The sequence below is a fragment of the Maribacter sp. Hel_I_7 genome (assembly GCF_000688315.1).
Taxonomy (GTDB): domain Bacteria; phylum Bacteroidota; class Bacteroidia; order Flavobacteriales; family Flavobacteriaceae; genus Maribacter; species Maribacter stanieri.
Map to the genome: position 1 here is coordinate 1,521,010 of NZ_JHZW01000002.1, position 22,207 is coordinate 1,543,216.

At 33.2% G+C, this 22,207-nt stretch carries 16 protein-coding genes; 12 read left to right on the plus strand and 4 right to left on the minus strand.

Annotated features, from left to right (window positions below; translation table 11 throughout):
- The first annotated feature begins 59 nt into the window (after positions 1 to 59).
- The 9 genes from uvrC (at position 60) to P178_RS0108210 (ending at position 13,155) form a co-directional block, all read left to right on the plus strand.
- Entirely contained in the window at positions 60 to 1,850 is a 1,791-nt protein-coding gene (gene uvrC, locus P178_RS0108170; protein ID WP_027065762.1) for an excinuclease ABC subunit UvrC, read from the plus strand.
- On the plus strand, positions 1,831 to 4,122 hold the full coding sequence (locus P178_RS0108175; RefSeq protein WP_081819407.1) for a patatin-like phospholipase family protein: 2,292 nt from the start codon (positions 1,831 to 1,833) through the stop codon (positions 4,120 to 4,122). Before uvrC ends, P178_RS0108175 begins: the two co-directional genes overlap by 20 nt.
- A gap of 354 nt (positions 4,123 to 4,476) precedes the next feature.
- The gene (locus P178_RS0108180) at positions 4,477 to 5,256 is read left to right on the plus strand and encodes a DUF3108 domain-containing protein (protein WP_027065764.1); all 780 of its coding nucleotides are present in this window, start codon (positions 4,477 to 4,479) and stop codon (positions 5,254 to 5,256) included.
- A 7-nt stretch (positions 5,257 to 5,263) separates the two neighbouring features.
- Complete coding sequence (locus tag P178_RS0108185) at positions 5,264 to 6,235, plus strand: tryptophan 2,3-dioxygenase family protein (RefSeq protein WP_027065765.1); 972 nt, start codon at positions 5,264 to 5,266, stop codon at positions 6,233 to 6,235.
- A complete protein-coding gene (locus tag P178_RS0108190; protein ID WP_027065766.1) occupies positions 6,235 to 7,515 on the plus strand; it encodes a peptidoglycan DD-metalloendopeptidase family protein in 1,281 nt (426 codons plus the stop codon). The genes P178_RS0108185 and P178_RS0108190 overlap by 1 nt, the downstream gene beginning before the upstream one ends.
- Position 7,516: 1 nt before the next feature.
- Complete coding sequence (gene pgi / locus P178_RS0108195) at positions 7,517 to 9,154, plus strand: glucose-6-phosphate isomerase (protein ID WP_027065767.1); 1,638 nt, start codon at positions 7,517 to 7,519, stop codon at positions 9,152 to 9,154.
- Positions 9,155 to 9,324: 170 nt separating this feature from the next.
- On the plus strand, positions 9,325 to 12,006 hold the full coding sequence (locus P178_RS0108200) for a TonB-dependent receptor (RefSeq protein WP_027065768.1): 2,682 nt from the start codon (positions 9,325 to 9,327) through the stop codon (positions 12,004 to 12,006).
- A gap of 94 nt (positions 12,007 to 12,100) precedes the next feature.
- Positions 12,101 to 12,541: a hypothetical protein gene (locus tag P178_RS0108205; RefSeq protein WP_027065769.1), complete on the plus strand. Its 441-nt coding sequence runs from the start codon at positions 12,101 to 12,103 to the stop codon at positions 12,539 to 12,541.
- A 17-nt stretch (positions 12,542 to 12,558) separates the two neighbouring features.
- On the plus strand, positions 12,559 to 13,155 hold the full coding sequence (locus P178_RS0108210; RefSeq protein WP_027065770.1) for a DUF1080 domain-containing protein: 597 nt from the start codon (positions 12,559 to 12,561) through the stop codon (positions 13,153 to 13,155).
- Here P178_RS0108210 and P178_RS0108215 read toward each other — a convergent pair.
- Complete coding sequence (locus tag P178_RS0108215) at positions 13,152 to 14,198, minus strand: endonuclease/exonuclease/phosphatase family protein (protein ID WP_027065771.1); 1,047 nt, start codon at positions 14,196 to 14,198, stop codon at positions 13,152 to 13,154. The two genes, P178_RS0108210 and P178_RS0108215, sit on opposite strands and share 4 nt — an antisense overlap.
- 108 nt (positions 14,199 to 14,306) lie before the next feature.
- Here P178_RS0108215 and P178_RS0108220 point away from each other — a divergent pair, with 108 nt between their 5' ends.
- Entirely contained in the window at positions 14,307 to 17,048 is a 2,742-nt protein-coding gene (locus tag P178_RS0108220; protein WP_027065772.1) for a TonB-dependent receptor, read from the plus strand.
- Positions 17,049 to 17,050: 2 nt separating this feature from the next.
- The gene (locus P178_RS0108225; protein WP_027065773.1) at positions 17,051 to 18,415 is read left to right on the plus strand and encodes a DUF5689 domain-containing protein; all 1,365 of its coding nucleotides are present in this window, start codon (positions 17,051 to 17,053) and stop codon (positions 18,413 to 18,415) included.
- A 2-nt stretch (positions 18,416 to 18,417) separates the two neighbouring features.
- Here P178_RS0108225 and P178_RS0108230 read toward each other — a convergent pair whose 3' ends face one another.
- The 3 genes from P178_RS0108230 to P178_RS22595 form a co-directional block, all read right to left on the minus strand.
- Positions 18,418 to 18,825: a response regulator gene (locus tag P178_RS0108230; RefSeq protein ID WP_027065774.1), complete on the minus strand. Its 408-nt coding sequence runs from the start codon at positions 18,823 to 18,825 to the stop codon at positions 18,418 to 18,420.
- 163 nt (positions 18,826 to 18,988) lie between these two features.
- Positions 18,989 to 19,396 (minus strand): response regulator, encoded by a 408-nt coding sequence (locus P178_RS0108235; RefSeq protein ID WP_027065775.1) that lies wholly within the window; start codon positions 19,394 to 19,396, stop codon positions 18,989 to 18,991.
- 14 nt (positions 19,397 to 19,410) lie between these two features.
- Complete coding sequence (locus P178_RS22595) at positions 19,411 to 21,606, minus strand: sensor histidine kinase (RefSeq protein ID WP_051638209.1); 2,196 nt, start codon at positions 21,604 to 21,606, stop codon at positions 19,411 to 19,413.
- A gap of 131 nt (positions 21,607 to 21,737) precedes the next feature.
- On the opposite strand from P178_RS22595, the gene P178_RS0108245 reads away from it, so the two are divergent.
- Positions 21,738 to 22,202, plus strand: coding sequence for an ankyrin repeat domain-containing protein (locus P178_RS0108245; protein ID WP_027065776.1), 465 nt, complete (start codon positions 21,738 to 21,740; stop codon positions 22,200 to 22,202).
- The last annotated feature ends 5 nt before the right edge of the window (positions 22,203 to 22,207 follow it).

Genomic DNA, 22,207 nt, shown 5'->3' on the forward strand with positions numbered 1-22,207 from the left:
TTAAGCATTGTTGTGTAATATAAAGTGGCTATTATAGACTAAATTAGTGGTGTTGAATTATGACAGAAATTCCCTTAAACATACAATTAAGTGCATTGCCTACCGGACCGGGGGTTTATCAATTTTATGATAGTAATGACAGTATTTTATATGTAGGGAAAGCAAAGAATTTAAAGAAACGTGTTTCCTCTTATTTTAATAAGAATCATGAGTACGGAAAAACACGTGTTTTAGTAAAAAAAATTAGGGCTATAAAACATATAGTAGTTCCTACGGAATCAGATGCCCTTTTGTTAGAGAACAATTTAATAAAAGAGCTAAGACCTAGGTACAACGTGTTATTAAAGGATGATAAATCATATCCTTGGTTATGCTTGAAAAATGAACGGTTTCCAAGATTATTCCCGACGAGAAGGGTGATAAAGGATGGCTCAGAATATTTTGGACCTTATACTAGTATGAAAACGGTAAGAGTCCTTTTAGACCTTATTAAAAGTGTATATCCTTTAAGAACTTGCAATTATGATTTGTCTGCAGAGAAAATTAATACAGGTAAGTATAAGGTATGTTTAGAATATCATTTAGGGAATTGTAAAGGACCTTGTGAGGGGTATCAATCTATAACCGAATATGATCGTCAAATAGATGATATAAGGCAAATTGTTAAGGGTAATTTTAAATCGTCTATTACTTATTTTAAAAGTCAAATGAAAGCTTTGGCTGCTGAAATGAAATATGAGGAAGCTCAGGAAATTAAAGATAAGATAGATGTACTTGAAAACTATCAGGTTAAATCTACCATTGTAAACCCTAAGATTAGTAATGTTGATGTATTCAGTATTATATCAGACAATTCTTTTGCTTATGTAAATTTTCTTCAATTGGCACATGGTTCTATAATTAGGTCTCATACCATGGAGATAAAAAAGAAGCTTGAAGAGCAAGATGAAGATCTTTTAGAATTGGCCGTTGTTGAAATAAGGGAAAGATTCAACTCAGATTCAAAAGAGCTTTATGTTCCTTTTGAAATTGCAGTGTCACCAGGTCTTAAGGTAATTGTTCCTAAACTAGGGGATAAAAAACGGATACTTGATCTGTCTGAACGTAATGCCAAATTTTTTAGGCAAGAACGATTCAATCAAATTAAAATAATTGATCCCGATCGCCATACCAATAGGATTATGGCGCAAATGAAAAAAGATCTCAGATTATCTGCGGAGCCTAGGCATATTGAATGTTTTGATAATAGTAATATACAAGGTAGTAACCCTGTAGCTGCATGTGTTGTCTTTAAAGATGGTAAACCGTCGAAAAAAGAATATCGACATTATAATATAAAGACAGTAACCGGACCTGACGATTTTGCCTCGATGGAAGAGGTTGTGTATCGCAGGTATAAAAGATTACAGGAAGAAATGCAACCTTTGCCTCAGTTAATTGTTATTGACGGTGGTAAGGGGCAGCTATCTTCAGCTTTAAAAAGTCTTGACCTTTTAGGTTTAAGAGGTAAAATTGCTATTGTAGGAATTGCAAAAAGGTTAGAGGAAATTTATTTTCCTGAAGATCCAATTCCGCTCTATTTAGATAAAAAATCTGAAAGTTTAAAGATCATTCAGACTGCAAGAAATGAGGCGCATAGATTTGGTATTACCCTTCATAGGAATAAAAGAAGTAAAGGAGCTATTAATTCTGAGCTAGAAAGTATAGATGGAGTGGGTGAAAAAACGGCACAGCAATTATTGAAAAAATTTAAATCGGTAAAGCGTATCAAAGAAGCTTCGGTAGAGAGTTTAAGTCAAGAGGTAGGTGTGTCAAAAGCAAAAAAGATATATGAGTCTTTTCATAAATAATAATTTGGATAAAACAATAATCTTGGTAGTGGTGGCCATGTTAACCGCTAGTTCTTTAATGTCTCAAAATGTGGAGGAAAAGAAGAAACCAAAGATAGGTCTTGTTTTAAGTGGTGGTGGTGCAAAAGGGATGGCACATATTGGTGCTTTAAAAGTAATTGAGGAAGCTGGTATTGAAATCGATTATATTGGTGGTTCTAGTATGGGTGCTATTGTTGGGGCATTATATGCCGCAGGTTACACCGCTAATGAATTAGATTCGTTATTTAAAGCGACAAATATAGGCTCGTTAATACAAGATAATCTTCCTAGAAGTGCTAAGACTTTTTATGAAAAAGAGGACTCTGAACGGTACGCATTAACGCTGCCTTTTAAAAACTTTAAAGTAACTGTACCACCAGCATTTTCTAGTGGTCAGAATATATATAATGAATTTGTTAGACTTTTGTATCATGTGAAAGATATAGATGACTTTAATAAATTGCCTACCCCATTTGTCTGCATAGCAACCGATATTGAAACAGGTAAACAAGTAATTTTGAATTCTGGTTATTTGCCAGAGGCTATTTTGGCAAGTGGTACTTTGCCGTCTTTATTTGAGCCTACCGTTATTAATGATAAAGTTTTAATAGATGGTGGTGTAGTCAATAATTATCCTATAGATGAAGTAAGGGCTATGGGAGCAGATATAATAATTGGTGTAGATGTTCAGCATGATTTATCTGACAGGGAAGCATTGTTATCCGCTACTGAAATTCTATTGCAGATTAATAATTATAGAACGGTTGCTGATATGAAAGTTAAGTCTGCAAAAACCGATATTTATATAAAACCTAAAATAGAAGATTATACCGTATTGGATTTCAATAAATTGGCAGAAATAGTTAAAACCGGTGAAGATGCTGCAAATTTAAAAATAGAAGAATTAAGAGAGCTGGCAACAGATTATAAGAAGAACAAAAATTCAATCTCTGTAATTGAGGCAGATGAAGAACTTACGGTAAATAGATTGTTGATTGATGGTAATACTAATCATACAAGAGGGTATGTAAAAGGTAAATTACGATTCAATTTAGATGAATCTATTAATTTTAAAAAACTACAACAGGGTATTAGTAATTTATCTGCAACAGGTAATTTTAGAACCATAAAATACAAATTACTAGATAACTTAAATGGAGGTGAAGACTTAATTCTTCCTTTAGATGAAACCAGGAATACCTCTTTTTTAAGATTAGGAGCTCACTTTGATGATTTGTATAAAAGTGCTGCAATTATTAACCTGACAAAGCATAGAATATTATCAAAGGATGATGTTGCTTCCTTTGATTTAATTTTAGGGGATAATATTAGATATAATTTCGAGTATTATGTAGATAAAGGTTCGTATTGGAGTTTTGGTTTCAATTCTAGATTCAATGATTTTGAACAGGAAATAAATTTCGATTTAATAGAGGATAATTTTGAGGTTGGCACAGGAAGCCGAATTAATACAATTAATTTGAATGTATCTGACTTTACAAATCAACTATATATTCAAACCGTAGTTAAAGAAGAATTTGCTTTTACTTTAGGGGCAGAATTTAAACACTTACAATATAGTACTAGAACTTTTGGGGATATACCTGACACCACTGTGCCAGATAATACTACTAGTAGTGGTAGAACGTATTTTGAAAGAAGTAATTTTGTTAGTACGTATGGTCAATTGAAACTAGATACGTACGATGATAAATATTTTCCATCTAGAGGATTATATTTTAGTGGTGATATGCATTACTATGTATTGTCATCAGATTACAATAATAATTTTAAGGATTTTTCAGTATCAAAAGCTCGTATGGGTATGGCTATACCAATAGTTAAAAATCTATCTATTATTATAGAAACAGAAGGTGGTTTTAAATTAGGTACATCTAAAGTAACTTCGTTCGATTTTATATTAGGAGGTTACGGTACAGATTTTATAAATAACCTAGTACCTTTTGTCGGCTATGATTTTATTAGTCTGCCCGGTAATAGTTTTGTGAAAGCCTATGCTAGGTTAGATTATGAATTTGCTAAAAAGAACCATGCCTTATTCTCCGCTAACTTTGCCAATGTAGATGATGATTTGTTTAGAACTGGAGATTGGTTTCAGGCACCAACTTATTCTGGCTATGGTATTGGTTATGGTTGGGAATCTTTTTTGGGACCTGTAAACCTTATGTACTCATGGACGCCAGAAATAGAAAGGTCTCAGTTTTTTGTTAGTATTGGCTATTGGTTTTGATCATGACCAAGAAATAATAATGGCTCAAAAAGCTTAAACTACATTTTGTTTTCTTAAGAAATTCCCAATTATCAATTAGAAGTGTGAATAACTGTTAAGTTTATCATTAAAGTAAGTTAAACCGTACTATAGGTATAATAATGTGCCTTAAATTTACATCAGCTAAGGGGTGGTTCCCTTACAACTTTAAGTAGTGGTTTTTCATAATTTAAAGTTTGGTTGGTTATTTAGGAAAAGCCCAGTTTTTAGACTGGGCTTTTTTTATACAATACTTTGGAATAAATATTGTTTAAGATATTGTAACGAAAGTGATTGATTAAGATCAATTACTATTTTTACATTAAACTACGGACTATGAAAAAAATATTTTTATTCGCCCTTTTCTTAACATATTTTGGTGTCCAAAGTCAAAGCTCCCAATCTGCCTTTAAAACAGGGGAATGGTTAAAATTTAGAATGCACTATGGTTTTTTAAATGCCAGTTATGCTACACTTCAAGTTAATTCTACAACAATAGATGACAAGCCTGTATATCATGTGGTTGGCCATGGAGAAACAACTGGTGTTGCTAGTTGGTTTTTTAAAGTAGATGATACTTATGAAAGCTATTTCGATAAAAGAGACGGCAAGCCATATAGGTTTGTTCGAAAAATTGATGAAGGCGGTTATACTAAAGACGTTGAAATAAACTTTGATCATAATGCGTCTAAAGCCGAACTTAATGATAAGAAAAACAAGAAAAAGCTTAATTTTACATTAGAGAACAATATACAGGACTTAATATCCGCTTTTTATTTTTTAAGGAACAATTATAAAACAGAGGACCTTGAAGTAGGAAAAGCCATTACCCTGAAAATGCTTTATGATGATGATGGTATTTTCGACTTTAAACTTAAGTATTTAGGTTTAGAAGTTTTAAATACAAAATACGGTAAAGTAGAATGCTTAAAATTTAGACCACTAGTTCAATCTGGGCGTGTATTTAAAGAGCAAGAAAGCTTATCGTTATGGGTGTCGAATGATGACAACAGAATTCCCATAAGAATTAAAGCAGATTTAGCGGTAGGTGCTATAAAAGCAGATTTAGACGGGTATAATGGTCTTAAGCATCAGTTTAAAATTATAATGGATTAGACCGTAAATGGAAGATAAAGAGAAAATCGAATCCCAGATATCTAAACTAGAAGAAAAATATAAAGATTCAGGGCAAGATTTAGGCTCTTATTTAGATGGTTTATTGCACCAGCGTTATCTTACCTATTGGGACTATATACATTTAGATACCTTACTTAGCTTACAGGTTCCAAGAACACACTTTCCTGATGAAGAAATTTTCATCATGTACCATCAAATAACTGAACTGTATTTTAAATTGATTTTGCATGAGCAAAAACAATTGGTAGATGATAAAAGTGGAAACTTAGAATTTTTTATAGAAAAAGTTAGAAGGGTCAATAGCTATTATAAAGTACTTATATCCTCTTTTAGTGTAATGATAAAGGGTATGGAGCGTGAGCAGTTTTTGCAATACCGTATGGCATTGCTTCCTGCAAGTGGTTTTCAATCAGCGCAATTTAGAATGATTGAGTTGTACGCTACTCCTTTAGAAAATTTGGTTCACGTTACAGATAGGGCTCAGTTTTCATCAAAAGATTCTATTGAAGAATTGTACGAACATATCTATTGGAAAAAGGGAGCGACAGACTTATCTACCGGAGAAAAAACTTTAACATTAAAACAGTTTGAGTATCGATATACGCCAAGGTTAATAAGAATTGCCAAACAGGTGGAAAACGCAACAATATATCATAAATACTTAAGTTTACCCAAAGAGCAAAGAGAAGATAGTGCATTGGTAAGTGCGTTAAAAACTTTAGATATGAACGCCAATATAAATTGGCAATTAATGCATATGGGTTCTGCCCATAGGTATTTAAGAAAAGATACTGGTGATATTGAGGCTACGGGAGGTACAAATTGGAAAGAGTATTTACCCCCAAGCTTTCAGAAGATTGTGTTTTTTCCAGAATTGTATACAGAACAAGAATTAAATAATTGGGGTAAGCAATGGGTAGACCATATGTTAAATCCAGATAAATCAAGAGTAGAGTAATGCAGAAATATTGGGGCATAATATTAGTGTTGACTTTAATGGCATCATGCAAAGACGCTAATGACCAGAAAAATGACATAGCGCAAGATATTAGTGTAATTGAAGTGCCAGAAGTAAATGAAAGATTTGGTTTTAATTTAGATGAATTCAATGTTAAACTAGATACAGTGAGGTATGGTGATAGTTTTGGTGAATTAATGCAAGAGCATAAAGTTGATTATCCAAAAGTCTTATCTATTTCAGAAAATTTCAGAGACAGTTTTGATGTTCGTAAAATTAGGGTAGGTAAGCCATATGTTATCTTACAATCTAAAGATACATTGGCACAGGCTCAAGTGTTTATCTATGAGAACGACCCAATTAATTATACCGTAGTAGATTTGCGTGATAGCGTGAAGGTGTATAAAGATAAAAACAAGGTGAAATTTGTTCAACGTGAAGTTTCCGGGGTTATAGAATCCAGCTTGTCAGAGGCAATATTGGATCAAGGAGTAGATTATAATGTTACTCACAACTTGGCAAATGTATATGCTTGGACTATTGATTTTTCTAGACTACAAAAGAATGATAAGTTCAAGATTATCTACAATGAAAAATATATAAACGATACGGTTTATGCAGGTGCTGAGCCAATAGAGGCTGCTTATTTTGAGCATAATGGTAAACCTATTTATGCCTTTGCCTATGAAAATGATTCTTTAAGAAGTATTGTAGATTATTTTGATGAAGAAGCGAATAATCTTCGAAGAACATTTTTAAGAATGCCTGTTGAATATGGTAGGTTATCTTCTAGGTACAATCTAAAAAGAAGAATTAAATATTACGGGTACAAATTGCGTCCACACAAGGGTACTGATTATGCCGCACCTATTGGAACGCCTATAATGGCAACTGCCGATGGTACAGTTGAAGAATCAACGAGAAGGGGTGGTAATGGTAAATACGTAAAAATCAGGCATAATGCTACATACTCTACTCAGTATCTGCATATGAAAGCTCAAAATGTTAAAAAGGGCGAATTTGTAAGGCAAGGTGATGTAATTGGTTGGATAGGTATGACAGGTAATACAGGAGGTCCACATGTTTGTTATCGTTTTTGGAAAAATGGAAGACAGGTTGATCCTTTAAGAGAGGAATTGCCACAAGCAGAACCCTTGCATGATTCATTAAAAGAAGAATATTTTACATATATCTCTACCTATAAAGAACAATTGGATTGTATTATATATCCTAAGGTTTTATTAGAAGATGAAGAGGATTTACTAACACTTAATCAATAAAATGGCACTAGATAAAATTAACCCACAACAAACTGACATTTGGAAAAAGTTAACGGCTCATTATGAAGAAACTAAAGGTACACACCTAAGAAGTTTATTTTCTTCGGATGCCAATAGGGCAGAAAAGTTCACGCTACAATGGAACGATTTTCTTTTTGATTATTCTAAGAACAGAATTTCTGAGGAAACAATGCAGTTGTTACTTAAGTTGGCTGACGAGGTTAATTTAAAAGGAGCAATTAAGGATTATTATGATGGTGCCTTAATTAATGAAACAGAAGGAAGAGCTGTTTTGCATACCGCGTTACGTGCTAAGAAAGATGATGAAGTCTTGGTAGATGGCATAAATGTAATGCCAGAGATTTATGAAGTAAAAGAACATATAAAAGAGTTTACCAGTTCAGTAATCAACGGAGATTTAAAAGGATACACTGGTAAGGCTTTTACTGATGTAGTAAATATTGGTATTGGAGGATCAGACTTAGGTCCGGCGATGGTAACCGAGGCGTTGAAATTTTATAAGAATCATTTATCCATTCATTTTGTTAGTAATGTAGATGGAGACCATGTTCATGAAATTTTAAAAACGTTGAACCCAGAAACAACTTTGTTCGTAGTTGTTTCTAAAACGTTTACAACCCAAGAAACCTTAAGTAATGCTACCACCATTAAGAAATGGTTTTTAAAGCATGGTACACAAGAAGATATAGCAAAACATTTTGCGGCAGTTTCAACAAACAGTGAGAAAATTGCTGAATTTGGTATTGATCCGGCGAATGTATTTCCTATGTGGGATTGGGTAGGTGGTAGATTCTCATTATGGAGTGCTGTTGGTCTTACAATTGCCTTAGCAGTTGGATATGAAAATTTTGATGCGCTATTAGAAGGTGCCAATGAGGTTGATGTTCATTTTAAGGAAACTGAATTTTCAGAGAATATTCCTGTAATTATGGCATTGGTAAGTGTGTGGTATAATAATTTTTATGGCGCTGAAACAGAAGCTATAATTCCTTACGCTCAATACTTAAGTAGGTTCTCTGCATATTTACAGCAAGGCATAATGGAAAGTAATGGTAAAAGTGTAGATAGAGCTGGCAATACCGTTGGTTATGAAACAGGTACAATAATCTGGGGAGAACCAGGCACTAACTCTCAGCATGCGTTTTTTCAATTAATACATCAAGGGACTAAATTGATTCCTACAGATTTTATTGGGTTCAAGCATTCTTTGCATGGAGATAAAGATCATCATGATAAATTGATGGCTAATTATTTTGCACAGACAGAGGCTTTAATGAATGGTAAGACGAAAGAAGAAGTCGTAGAAGAGTTAAAAGTTAAAAATTTATCAGAATTAGAAATTAACAAGCTTGCTCCGTTTAAAGTGTTCACAGGTAACAAGCCTACGAATACAATATTGATAGAAAAGCTTACTCCAAAGTCATTAGGCTCATTAATAGCGCTTTACGAACATAAAATTTTTGTACAAGGTGTTATTTGGAATATTTTTAGCTATGATCAATGGGGTGTAGAATTAGGAAAACAATTGGCTGGTACAATTTTAGATGATATTAAAAATTCAGAAATATCAAAACATGACAGCTCAACGTTGCAACTTCTTCGATATTTTAAGAAATAATTGGCAATTCTACAATCTTAATCTAAAAACTATAACTATTTAATATTCAGTTTCATTGTTTCATTTTTTACGGTATTTTTGCACTGCTGATTTAACGTTACCTTAACGTTAGAGGACAAAAATTAAAAGACTTTTGCAGCAAGTTAAAAAACTAACAAATACTTGAAAAAATGAAAAAAATGTATTTTGCAATAGCGGCATTTTTAATGACCGTAACTGCTTTTTCACAAGGCACTATTACAGGTACCGTATTAGATGGTGACACAAATTCACCACTGCCTGGTGCTACCGTAATGGTAAAGGGTACTACAAATGGTGCTTCATCTGATTTTGATGGAAATTTTACAATCAATGTAAGTGCTGAATCTGGAACATTGGTAATTTCTTATATCGGTTTCGATTCAAAGCAGATTGCTTTTACTTCTGCTGGTAATATTGGTTCAATTGTTTTAGAGCCTAATGCTGAAGAATTAGAAGGTGTTGTTGTTGTTGGTAGAGGTATTATTGACCTTGCTAGTGATAGACAAACTCCAATTGCTGTTTCTTCTATTCCTGTTGAGATTATTCAAGAGAAGATAGGTACACAAGATATTACCATGACATTGGTTAATACTCCTTCTGTATATGTATCTGGTCAAGCAGGTGGTTTTGGTGATTCTGATATGAGAGTTCGTGGTTTTGAGCAAGATAACACTGCCTTTCTTTTAAATGGTCAGCCAATTAACGGTATGGAAGACGGTAAAATGTACTGGTCTAACTGGTCTGGTTTAAATGATATTGCAAGTGGAGTTCAAATTCAACGTGGTTTAGGTTCTTCTAAATTGGCGATTTCCTCTGTTGGTGGTACGGTTAACTTCGTAACTAAAGCAACAGAAATGAACGAAGGTGGTTTTGGTTATGCAACGGTAGCTAACGATAACTATATTAAAACTTCTGCAGGTTATAACACAGGTGTTTCTGAAAAAGGTTGGGGTTTAAGTGTAATGCTTTCACACTGGCAAGGAGATGGTTACAACGAAGGTAACTTTGGTGAAGGTCAAACTTATTTTATTTCTGCTGGTTTTAGACCAAATGAAAAGCATGGTTTTAACTTGTTATTAACTGGTGCACCACAATTTCACGATCAAAACTTTACAAAATCTATAGCTGATTATCAGCAATATGGTTTACGTTACAATAATAACTGGGGTACTTACAATGGTGAGTACAAAACTGAAAGAAGAAACTTTTACCATAAACCGGTTGCTAACTTAAACTGGGATTTTACTATCAGTGATAAATCAAACCTTTCTACTGTATTATATGCTTCTTGGGGTAATGGTGGTGGTACTGGTGACCGTGGTAACAGAATTAGAACTGCCGAAGGTCGTATTGATTATGATGCTATTTACGCTGCTAACGGTGAAATTGAAAATGGAGCTGGTGGTTATTTTACAGCTGGTGGAGGTTATGTTACTCGTTCTTCTATGAACTTACATAGCTGGTACGGTTTAATTTCAAACTTCGAAACTAAAATTACAGATGAACTTTCTTGGAATGTAGGTTTTGATTTAAGAACATATTACGGTAAGCACTTTAGAGTTGTTTCTGATTTTCATGGTCTTGATTCTTGGGCAGAAACAATTCGTTTAAGAGATCAAAATAACAATCACGAGAGATATGGTACTTTTGGTACTTATAAGAATGTATTGGCAACAGAAAGCTTTAGACCTTCTGGTTGGGCTGCTGCTTTTGATTCTTATCCTGAAGATCAAAAAATTGCATATAGCAATGATGAGCGTATTTCTTACGGTGGTTTGTTTACGCAATTAGAGTATGCTACAGATAATATGTCTGCATTTTTCCAAGGTTCGGTTTCTAACCAATCTCACCAAAGATTTGACTTTTTTCAATATGCGGATCAAGCATTAATCGATGGTACTTCTAGTCAAGGTACAGATGAGCCTATACCAGCTGGTATTACTCCTGGTACAGATTCTGAAAAAGTAGATAACTTAGGTTACAACGCTAAAGCAGGTTTAAGCTATAAAGTTTCTGAAGCTCACGCATTTTATGTAAACACTGGTTACTACAATCGTCAGCCTTACCACGATAATATTTACTTAAACTTTACAAACCAAGTAAACCCGTTAACTGAAAATGAAAAGATTTTTGGTTTAGAAGCTGGTTATGGTTTCAAAAGTTCAATATTCTCTGCTAACGTTAACTTGTATAGAACTTCTTGGAAAGATAGAGTTGTATCTAGCTCTAACATAGTTGATGATGTTCTTCAGTTTACAACCAATTTTGGTACTGAGCAATTACACTCTGGTGTTGAAGTAGATTTTAAACTTAGACCTATTGCAGACCTATCTATAAATGGTCAATTTTCTGTAGGAGATTGGGAATATAAAGGTGATGCAACTACGCAGGTTGCTGATGAAGATAGAAACATAATTAGCTTTGAAACCGTTGATTACGACGGTGGTAAAGTTGGTGGTGCTGCACAATTATCTGGTGGTTTAGGTTTTGCTTATAAAATCAACCAAAAATTCTCTATCGATTCTGATTGGAGATATTATGATAATTTATATTCTGATGTTGGTGCTGTTAAAGAGAATTTGAAATTACCTTCTTACAACTTGTTAGATGCTGGTATTACTTTTAGAGTTCCTTTAGGTGCTGATAAATTAAAGCAGTTGAAAATAAGAGGTAACATTAACAACTTACTTGATACTGAGTATCTTTCAACATTGACTACTGCTAATTTTGCAGAAGCTGGTGATGAATTGTATAAAGGTATAGCTGTATCTAACCAAGGTTACTTTGGTTGGGGTAGAACTTGGAACGTTACTTTACGTTACGAATTCTAGTAGAAATATTAAGAGTAAAAATAGACCCTGACTGTAAAGTCAGGGTTTTTTTATGCCCAAAATTCAGTACATTTAAAACTTAAATTATAGAACTATGTACGAAACTATTCACATGTTACATTCTTACTTGGCATATATAGCATTGGCTGTATTGGTCTTAGCCGTTATCAACGCTATTTCTGGTCTAGTAGGAAAGAGAATTTTTAATATGGGCAAAGATCTTAGATTAAGCCTATTTGCACTTATTTTATGCCATATTCAATTATTAATAGGGTTAATACTATACTTTGTTTCTCCAAGTGGGTTAAGTGCAATTCAAGAATTTGGCATGGGTGGTTTGTCTTCGGCGGCACGTTTATTGGCGGTAGAGCATCCTTTCATTAACATACTGGCAATAGCAGCTATAACTATTGGCTGGTCTAGACACAAGAAGTTTGTAGAAGGCAATAAGAAATTTAAGAGTATTGCTATATTTTACGGAATAGGATTGTTGCTAATTCTTAGCAGAATTCCTTGGGGTCAATGGTTTAACTAATCTTATAAAATTTTATAATGAATAAAATTTCGTCAATAATATTGATGGTGCTTTTTAGTGCTTCAATGTTCGCTCAAAAGCAAGAACTTTTCAATGGACAAAATTTAGATGGTTGGACTATCTACGGAACTGAAAAATGGTATGTAGAAGAAGGTTTATTAATATGTGAAAGCGGACCTGATGCTGAGTATGGGTATTTAGGAACGGATAAGGATTATAAGAATTTTATACTTGATTTAGATTTTAAACAAGAAGCTGATGGTAATAGCGGTGTGTTTATTCGCTCTAATGTAGAAGGTACAACTGTTAGTGGTTGGCAAGTAGAAGTTGCCCCTCCAGGTGCTTTTACAGGCGGTATTTATGAATCTTACGGTAGAGAATGGTTAATTAAGCCAACAGCAGATAAAGACGAAGCTTTAAAATTTGGGGATTGGAACCATATGAAAATCAAAGTTGAAGGCAAAGTGGTAACCTCTTGGATAAACGGTGTTGAAATGGTTTCTTTAAAGGATAGGCGTATTGGTAAAGGAGAAGGTGCAATTCTGTTGCAAATACACTCTGGTGGAGGTATTAAAGTAAAGTGGAAAAATATAGAAATTGAAGAATTAGATTAATCTGATTTATTTACTTTCTTAATTAAATGAAGATAGACAGGAAAATGGTCGCTATAACCACCAATATAGCTGCCGCCAGCATATGTTCTAAAAGGGTAGCCCTCATATTTTCCCTTTGGATCCATTAGATAGTTGGGAGAAAATATACCTACTTTCCAGTAGCTGTAACTATCTTTTTCTTTGTTTATAAAGCTAGAAGTCAAGTAAAGTTGATCAAATAGATTCCAACTGTCTCGGTATGCTAATGATCCCCTTCCTTTTTTAAATAGTTTTTCCATAGGTCCGTATAATCCAACGCAATCTAAGCTTTTAAAATTCTTCTGTACTTTTAGAATTTTTTTGAAACTAGGGTCTATAGGGTCATCGTTGAAATCTCCCATGCTTATTATTTTAGCATTTAGGTCTTGTCTTCTAACGGAATCTATAATACGTTTATTTAGTTTTGCGGCTTCTAATCTGTATGGTCTGCTTCTTGCTTCGCCTCCACTTCTAGATGGCCAATGATTAACGATAAAATGTACTTTTTCATTATCTAATAACCCTTCAACAATTAACTGATCTCTGGTGTAATCTCGTTTTCCATCTAAATTGAAGAGTAATAACCTGTGGCTATTGAAATTTACGGGAACAAAAGCACTCTTTTTATAAAGTAGGGCTACATCAATACCCCGCTCATCAGGAGAATCATAATGTACTATTCCATAGTTGTAAATAGACAGATTTTTATGTTGTACTAAGTCTTGTAAAACATTTAGGTTTTCTACTTCACAAACACCTACAATATCTGGTGCGGTGTCGTTATCTATTGAGCCAATTTCAGATATAACCTTTGACATTTGCTCTATTTTTTGCTGATAACGTTCTTCTGTCCAATTATCTTTTCCTGTAGGAGTTCTATCGTCGTCAAAAATTAAGGTATCATTTTTAGTATCAAATAGATTTTCTAGATTATAAAATGCTATGGTTCTAATTTGATAGGTACTACCGTCTTGAGCTAATAAACATATAGGGAACAGAAAGAACAAAAAACATAAAAAGCGCATTGTTGAGGGTATTTTATCTTAATAAATAGCGAGTATACGGATTTTTAATGTTAATTATTTCTTAAAATAGTATCTTATGGGCTCACTAATAAGGTGTTAAGGTATCGTATGATTAGGAATGCGCTTTTATTATTATTTTTTCTTAGAATATTTTCACTTCAGGCTCAAAATACGTCTACCATTAGAGGAGTGGTGAAGGATAAAATTAAAGGTGAGCTAATTACGGATGTAGAAGTAATGTTAGAAGGTGAGGCAAACTCAATTACTACCAATAATTTGGGACATTTTGCTATGGTCGTCTCAATTACTGGAGATTATATTTTACAAATATATGCACCAGATTATAATCCGAAACGAATACCGTTACATCTAATTGGAAATGAAATTGATTTAGGTGTAATTTTTTTAGAACGTGATATTACGGTTGAGAAAGAAATTAACCTAGTCAATATTACTGATGACGAATTGTTAGATGATGAGGTAAATTCTAACGCACTAGCTTTATTACAATCAACGAAAGATATTTTTCTAAACAGGGCCGCTTTTGATTTTGGACAGGCATTTTTTAGAGTAAGAGGCTACGACTCACAATATGGAGAAGTACATCTTAATGGGTTGCCAATGAATAAAATGTACGATGGCAGACCTCAATGGAATAATTGGGGAGGCTTGAATGATGTAATTAGAAATCAGCAATATTCTAATGGTTTAGGTGCTTCAGATTTTACTTTTGGTGGTATTTTAGGAAATACAAATATAGACTTACGACCATCTAGTTTAAGACCGGGTACTAGATTATCTTCATCAATATCTAACAGAACTTATAGCGGCAGACTCATGGCTACCTATAATTCTGGAGTTAAAAATGAGAAATTTGCATATATAGTTTCTGCTTCTAGACGTTGGGCAAAACAAGGTTATATTGGTGGTACATTGTATGATTCTTATTCGGTTTATGGTTCATTCGAATATCTCCTAAATGAAAAAAACACAATTTCTACTACCGCAATAGTTGCATCAAACAGAAGAGGGCGTTCATCTGCCATTACTGAAGAGGTCTATGAAATTCAAGGCAATAAATACAATCCTTATTCAGGTCTGCAAAACGGGAAAATTCGAAATTCTAGAGAGCGTAACATTCGTGAACCTTTGTTTTTGTTGAATTATCATCATGAGTCCAAAGGTTTACGTATTAATGCAGGTTTGGGATATCAAACAGGGAGCTACAAGCGAAGTAGGTTAGGTTATTTTAATGCACCCAATCCTGATCCTACCTATTACAGGTATTTACCGAGTTTCTATCTGAACTCACCTATAGGCTCAAACTATGAAAGTGCTATTCAAGCAAAGGAGGGGTTTGTATTAAATCCACAATTAGATTGGGAAAAGTTGTATAAAGCTAATAGTAGTATAAGTCAAGGAGGAGAGGCGGCTTACGTGTTATATGATGATGTAATTAAGGATAATCAATTTACCGCAAACATAACTTCGAACATTGATGTTAACAGTCATTTAAAGGTTGATATTGGTTTTACACATAAACGATTAAGTTCAAAAAACTTTGCTCAAATAAATGATTTGTTGGGGGCAGCATATCATCGTGATATTGATACATTTTCAGAAACGCTCAACGATACTTCATCTGATGTAAATAAATTTGAAGAAGATATATTCAATTACAATTATAACTTGAATGGTAGTAATACAGCAATGTTTACCCAGTTAAATGCAAATTATAATAAGGTTAAAGTATTTGTGACAGGCAAGTACGTTTTAGATAATTTTCGAAGAAATGGTTTGTTCCAGAATGAACGGTTCCTTGATAATTCTATCGGGGAAAGTGAGCAAATAAAATTCTCAAATTGGTCTATTAAATCTGGTGCAACATATACTATAACTGGTAGGCATTGGGTTGCTGTAAATACCGCACATATTAACAGAGCACCTGTTCTGCAAAATATATTTATCAACCCCAGAGAAAATAATGCGATAGTTCCCGATTTACAAAGTGAAAGAATAACTAGTGTAGATGCCAGTTATTTTTTAAGAATGCCAAAACTTACCGGGCGGTTAACTGGCTTTTATACTCGTTTTCAGAATACTACAGATGTAAATTTCTTTTTTGTCGACTCAGGTGTAGGTTCAGATTTTGTTCAAGAAGTTTTAACTGACCTAGACAAGTTACATTTAGGTGCAGAACTTGGTCTAGAGTATCAGTTATCTAGTGCGGTTAAACTCTCTTTGGTTGCTTCAATAGCAAAATACGAATATGCAAGCAATCCGTTCGTGACCATTAATTTTGATACGGCAGGAGCAAGTGAAGACTTAATCGATGTTTCTGGTTCAAAATTTTTAGGACAATCTGCCGTAAAGGGTTATAAACTGGCACAAGGTCCGCAAAAAGCTATTGCAGGAGGTATCGAATATAGAGACCCCAAATACTGGTGGATAAGTGGGTCGGCTAATTATCTAGGGAATAATTATGCTAATATATCTACCATTACTAGAACTCAAAGCTTTTTAATTGACCCTGAGACACAATTGAGGTTTACAGATGCGACAGATGAAAATGTTCGAAAATTATTAGAGCAAAAACCGCTTGATAATTTTTACTTGTTAAATATGGTTGGTGGTAAATCTTGGCTAAGAAAGGGCAAGTATATAAGTGTTTTTGCAAGTATTAATAATGTATTTGATACCACTTTCAGAACTGGTGGATATGAACAAAGTAGAAATGGTAATTATGGTCAGTTGAAACAAGATAATTTAAGTGGTAATCCATCATTTGCTCCAAAATATTGGTATGGTTTCGGTAGAACATATTTTTTAAATTTTGCATTTAGTTTTTAAATATGAATAGTAATAGCAACATATTTTATTTGATGATAGCAATGTGTGTAGTGCTTGGCTCTTGTGTTAAAAACAGAGAATTCAATACGCCTGAGATTGAATGTTCAAATTCCAATTTTACAATCATAAGTATTTCAGAGCTAAAAAGTTTATATATAGATAAAACTGTTCAAATTCAAGAAGATATTGCTGTTCAGGGATATGTTATTTCCTCTGATAAAGAAGGCAATTTTTTCAATGTTGTCTTTTTTCAAGACGCTCCTGCTAATCCTACTGAAGGTCTGCAATTGGAGTTAGAGTTAAGAGATGCTCATTTGTTTTTTGATGTTGGTCAGCAAATAACCATAAAGTTAAAGGGATTGTATTTAGGGCGATCTAATGGTGCTTATAAGCTTGGTGGTGTATTTACTTCTTTTGGCAATATAAGTGTGGGTAGATTACCTAAAAATGTTGTTTTTGATCATGTATTGGTCTCTTGTAAAGAGAACAATGGTATTCTGCCGACTTCAGTTGCTATATCTGAATTAAATGAGAACATGGTAAATACTCTAGTGAAGGTGAATAACGTGGAATTTAAGTTAGATGAGCTAGGCAAGAGTTATGCAGTTGTTGAAGAGGAAACCTTAAGAACACTAGTTGACTGCAGTGATAAAGAGTTGGTACTTTTAAATAGTGGTTACGCTGATTTTCAATCTAAGATAGTTCCAGATAAAATGGGTGATGCTACTGGTATTTTGACTTTAGACAAGAATGAATATCAATTGATAATAAGAGATGAGAATGACCTAAATTTTAATGAGGAACGATGTGAGGAATTTGTTGATGAATTCACTTCTAATTCCATTTTAATAACTGAAATAGCAGACCCAGATAACAACGCAGGTGCAAGATTTATAGAGCTTTATAACGTTAGTAATGAAAGTTTGTCTTTAAAAGGTTGGTCTTTGCTACGATACACAAATGATAATACTGAAGTTAGTTCCACAATCGATTTGTCTGATTTTGTTATGGAAGGGAAAGAATTATTGGTGATTTCTCCAAATGCAGAGGAATTTGAAGAAGTTTACGGCTTTGCTCCAGACATTTCTTCTGGTGCTAATTCTCCGGCAGATTCCAATGGAGATGATAATATAGTTCTAGAAGACTCTTTTGGGAAAATTATAGATTTGTTTGGAGTTGTGGGACAAGATGGGAGTAACACTAACCATGAATTTGAAGATGGTAGGGCGGTTAGAAATGTAGAAATAGAATTTGGTAGCCCTATTTTTAAACCAATTGAGTGGGTAATTTTTAATGATACTGGTAATGAAGGCACCATCAATCAGCCACAGAATGCTCCAGTAGATTTTACACCTGGTGTGCGATAATTCTATCCGTTTTCTTTTGCGTCTATTATTTTTTTAACCGCACTTTCAGTTAATGGCTTAACAATGTAATCTTTAACCAATTTATAATTTTTTGCCTTCTCCATGTAAGTAGGGCTTATAAATGAACTGGTGATATAAATTTGAATATGTTCTATTTTATCTTCAGGTAATTGTTCAAATTCTTCTAGAAAAGACCAGCCATCTCTATTTGGCATATTTAAATCTAAAAAAATAACATCTGGAAGGGTAATATTTTCAACTAACAAACCTATGAGACCATCAATAGCTTCTTGACCGCCAGTATAGTATAGCATATTATCGCTAAAATTATGTTGCTTTAAAATACTTTTGCCGCTAACAGAAAAAAATTCGTCGTCATCTATAATACAACAACTTGTAAATACGCTCATTTTAAAATAGTTCAATAGTAAATCTTAACCAGATTTAGATTTTTATATGGAGTAATCAAATTTATTTGCTAAGTTATGTAATTAAGATAACCTTTTTTTTAAAAAAAATTACACTAATCGGTGTAATTAACAATGGACTTAAGTATGATTGATATTTTATAAATTATCTTTCCACGGCAGCGCCTAGAATCTTCGCAAGATCATCAGGAGTTATCGGTTTTAAAATATAGTTGTCAACTTGATTGTAATCTTTAACTCGTTCTAAATCTCTAGGGTCTACAGAAGAACTAATGATATAGATTGTAATAGATTTTGATCTTTTACTCTGGCAGTTTTTAAATTCATTTAAAAATTCCCAACCGTTTAAAATCGGCATATTCAAATCTAAAAATATTACATCTGGCAATGGTTCTTTAGCTACGCAAATTTTCGTAAGTCCGTCAAGAGCTTCTTGTCCATTAGTATAAACAATAATAGATTCTGCAAAATCTACTTCTTTAATAATTCTTTTTGTACCATAAACGAATATAGGGTCATCGTCTATTATGCAGCAAAGTTGAACTTTTTTCATAATTTTTTTTTAAGTTAGTTGCGTTTAAGTTCTATAAATATAGTGGTACCATTATCAACAATACTCTCTATAGAAATAGTACCGCTCATTGCTTCAATTTGGTTTTTTGTAATAAAAAGACCTATACCTTTTGCGTCTTTATGTTTATGGAATGTTTTATACATACCAAATATTTTATCACCGTGTTTTTCTAAGTCAATACCTTGACCATTATCTTTAAATGATATTTGGATAAAATCACCCTTTACTTTAGATTTTATTTCAATAATAGGAGTTCGTTCAGATGACCTATATTTTAAAGCATTTGTAAGAATGTTAAGAAATATACTTTCCAAATAAGCAGGAACGGCATTTACAAAATGAGACTTTGATACATCTATTTTTATAGTTGCACTTTGTTCTTCTAGTAAACCGTTTATACTTTTTGTTATTTGGTTAATAGTATTAAGTATGCTAATACTCTGTAACTTTTCTAGAGCTCCTGTTTTTACTAAAACTACATCATTTAAATGATCAATAGTTTCAGATAAACTTTCAGTAGCACTCGTAATCATTCTATTTAAATTTAGACGTTCATCTTCATCTTTCTCTTCATTTAAAAATTTAGCAAGCATTGTCATGTTGGTGGAATGCGACCTTAGATTGTGAGAGACAATATGTGCGAAATTTGTAAGGCTCTCATTTTGGCTCTTTGTAACCTCTACCAAAGATTCTAATTTATTCTGTGATTCAATACTATTGGTGATATCCAAAAATTGAACGATGGCATGACTTGGATTCTCATTTAAATCTTTTACAGGTGTAACCCCAATAATAGCGTGTACTACATTTCCATCTTTATGAAAGTATCTTTTTTGCAATTGTAAATTATTATTATTTTCACTGAATACTTTAGATTTAAAAACTTCACTATTACTTAAATCATCTGGATAAGTAATATCTGTAGTTTTCATTTTTAGTAATTCTTCTTCTGAATATCCTAAGCTTTTAGATAAGCTTTTATTTACTTTTAGCCATTTAAGTTCAGGGCTTACAAGTGCCATACCAATAGAAGAGTGTTCAAAAGTTTCTGTAAATATTTCAGTGCTTTTGGCTAGTTTAAGTTCTGCACTTCGCAATTCTGTAATATCCCAGTTTGCACCTGTCATTTTAATAGCTTTACCATTAAAATCTTTAATTGTTTTAGAAAGACCTTTAATATGTTTAACTGAACCATTCTGATGCTTTATTCTAAACTCTTCATCAAAATCTTTAATTCCCTTTATGGCATTATTAGTAGCTGTTAGTGCCTTTTCCTTATCTTCTGGATGTATTGTTGATGACCAAGCTTCGAAAGCTCCTGAAAACTGATCTTCTTTTACATCAAAAATTTTATACATTTCTTGATCCCATATTAATTCATTTTCTAAAAGATCATATTCCCATGTTCCAATTTTCGCTGTTTTGGTGGTAATTTTAAGGCGCTCTGTAATTTCTTTATGTGCTAACTGAACTTTTTTACGTTCATCAATATCTTGAAAAGTACCAACTAGTCTTGAAGCATGACCGTTTACTAATTCTACTTCACCTTTTGCAGAAACCCAAACTTCATTCCCTTTCGCGGTTACAATTATTAATTCTGTATCAAACGGTTTACCATCAGCAATTGCTGCACCTACTAATTTTGTAATGTTATCTCTATGAGTTCCTTCTTTGTAAAAGTTAATTCCGTCCTCTAAGTTGGGTGTGAAATTTTCATCAACTTCATGAATGTCTTTAGTAGTTTTGGTCCAGTTAATCAATCCGGTTTTTAAATCAAGTTCCCAGCAGCCTATTCTGGCAACTTCTTCTGCTTTGTGAAGGAGTTCAATTTCTTTTTTATCTACAGTTATATCATCTAAAAACACTATTGCTCCATCAAAACCATTAGTATCATAAGTTGATGGTAGAATTTTCCATTTTAACCACTGTATTTTTCCACTGGGCAAAACAAATTTTTGCCCGTGGTTAATATCCTCTTTCCCTTTAACTCCATTTTCTAGCGCAGTTTTGAAAAAATCGGGTGTTTCTATAGTAACATCAAAAAGATGTTTGTCGATAATATCGTTGTCGTTTAAGGTAAATTTACGCAGCCACTGGTTAGAGTAGCTAATAAAGTTTAACTTAGTATCGACGATAGCAATTGCATTGGGGGACTCTTTTAAAAGAAAGTCAACGGCCAGTGTTTTCAAAAGTTATTGATTTAAATTTAAAGGTACATATTTCCTTTAAGGTAAGAAAAAATAGTTGGCAAGTAAGAAAATACTTCATGATTTAATCACTTTTTTTCTAAATTTTATAGGATTTTTAATAAAGTAAGATTATGAACGAGTTTTTTTTTAAGGCCATTAGAGAGGGTAGTTTTAATGAGGTTAAGTCTATGTTAGAAAAGAACCCTGTACTTATTAACAGTAAAGACACTAGAGGGTCAACCCCATTAATTTTGGCTACATACTATGATGAAATGGAGATTGCAACGTTACTTTTAGACAAGGGAGCTAAAATTGATGCTGTAGACGCTTCTGGAAACACTGCTTTAATGGGTGTTTGTTTTAAAGGTTTTACAGATATAGCAAAATTGCTGATTGAGAAAGGTGCGCAATTGAATGAAAGAAACGCAATGGGTGCAACTTGCCTTATTTATGCGGCACAATTTAACCGTTTGGAAATAGCCAAATTATTAATGGCAAATGGTGCGGATAAAACAATTAAAGATAATAGGGGAAATACAGCATTGGATCACGCAAAAACTCAGGGTTTAAATGCTTTTATAGATATGCTTGAATAATTTGT

Bases quoted from the DNA above. Each gene is read 5' to 3' on its own strand.
- P178_RS0108190 (WP_027065766.1), top strand. From the start codon at position 6,235: ATGCAGAAATATTGGGGCATAATATTAGTGTTGACTTTAATGGCATCA.
- P178_RS0108245 (WP_027065776.1), top strand. From the start codon at position 21,738: ATGAACGAGTTTTTTTTTAAGGCCATTAGAGAGGGTAGTTTTAATGAG.
- P178_RS0108235 (WP_027065775.1), bottom strand. From the start codon at position 19,396: ATGAAAAAAGTTCAACTTTGCTGCATAATAGACGATGACCCTATATTC.
- pgi (WP_027065767.1), top strand. From the start codon at position 7,517: ATGGCACTAGATAAAATTAACCCACAACAAACTGACATTTGGAAAAAG.
- P178_RS0108185 (WP_027065765.1), top strand. From the start codon at position 5,264: ATGGAAGATAAAGAGAAAATCGAATCCCAGATATCTAAACTAGAAGAA.
- P178_RS0108230 (WP_027065774.1), bottom strand. From the start codon at position 18,825: ATGAGCGTATTTACAAGTTGTTGTATTATAGATGACGACGAATTTTTT.
- P178_RS0108205 (WP_027065769.1), top strand. From the start codon at position 12,101: ATGTACGAAACTATTCACATGTTACATTCTTACTTGGCATATATAGCA.
- P178_RS0108225 (WP_027065773.1), top strand. From the start codon at position 17,051: ATGAATAGTAATAGCAACATATTTTATTTGATGATAGCAATGTGTGTA.
- uvrC (WP_027065762.1), top strand. From the start codon at position 60: ATGACAGAAATTCCCTTAAACATACAATTAAGTGCATTGCCTACCGGA.
- P178_RS0108210 (WP_027065770.1), top strand. From the start codon at position 12,559: ATGAATAAAATTTCGTCAATAATATTGATGGTGCTTTTTAGTGCTTCA.
- P178_RS0108200 (WP_027065768.1), top strand. From the start codon at position 9,325: ATGAAAAAAATGTATTTTGCAATAGCGGCATTTTTAATGACCGTAACT.
- P178_RS0108215 (WP_027065771.1), bottom strand. From the start codon at position 14,198: ATGCGCTTTTTATGTTTTTTGTTCTTTCTGTTCCCTATATGTTTATTA.
- P178_RS0108180 (WP_027065764.1), top strand. From the start codon at position 4,477: ATGAAAAAAATATTTTTATTCGCCCTTTTCTTAACATATTTTGGTGTC.
- P178_RS0108220 (WP_027065772.1), top strand. From the start codon at position 14,307: ATGATTAGGAATGCGCTTTTATTATTATTTTTTCTTAGAATATTTTCA.
- P178_RS0108175 (WP_081819407.1), top strand. From the start codon at position 1,831: ATGAGTCTTTTCATAAATAATAATTTGGATAAAACAATAATCTTGGTA.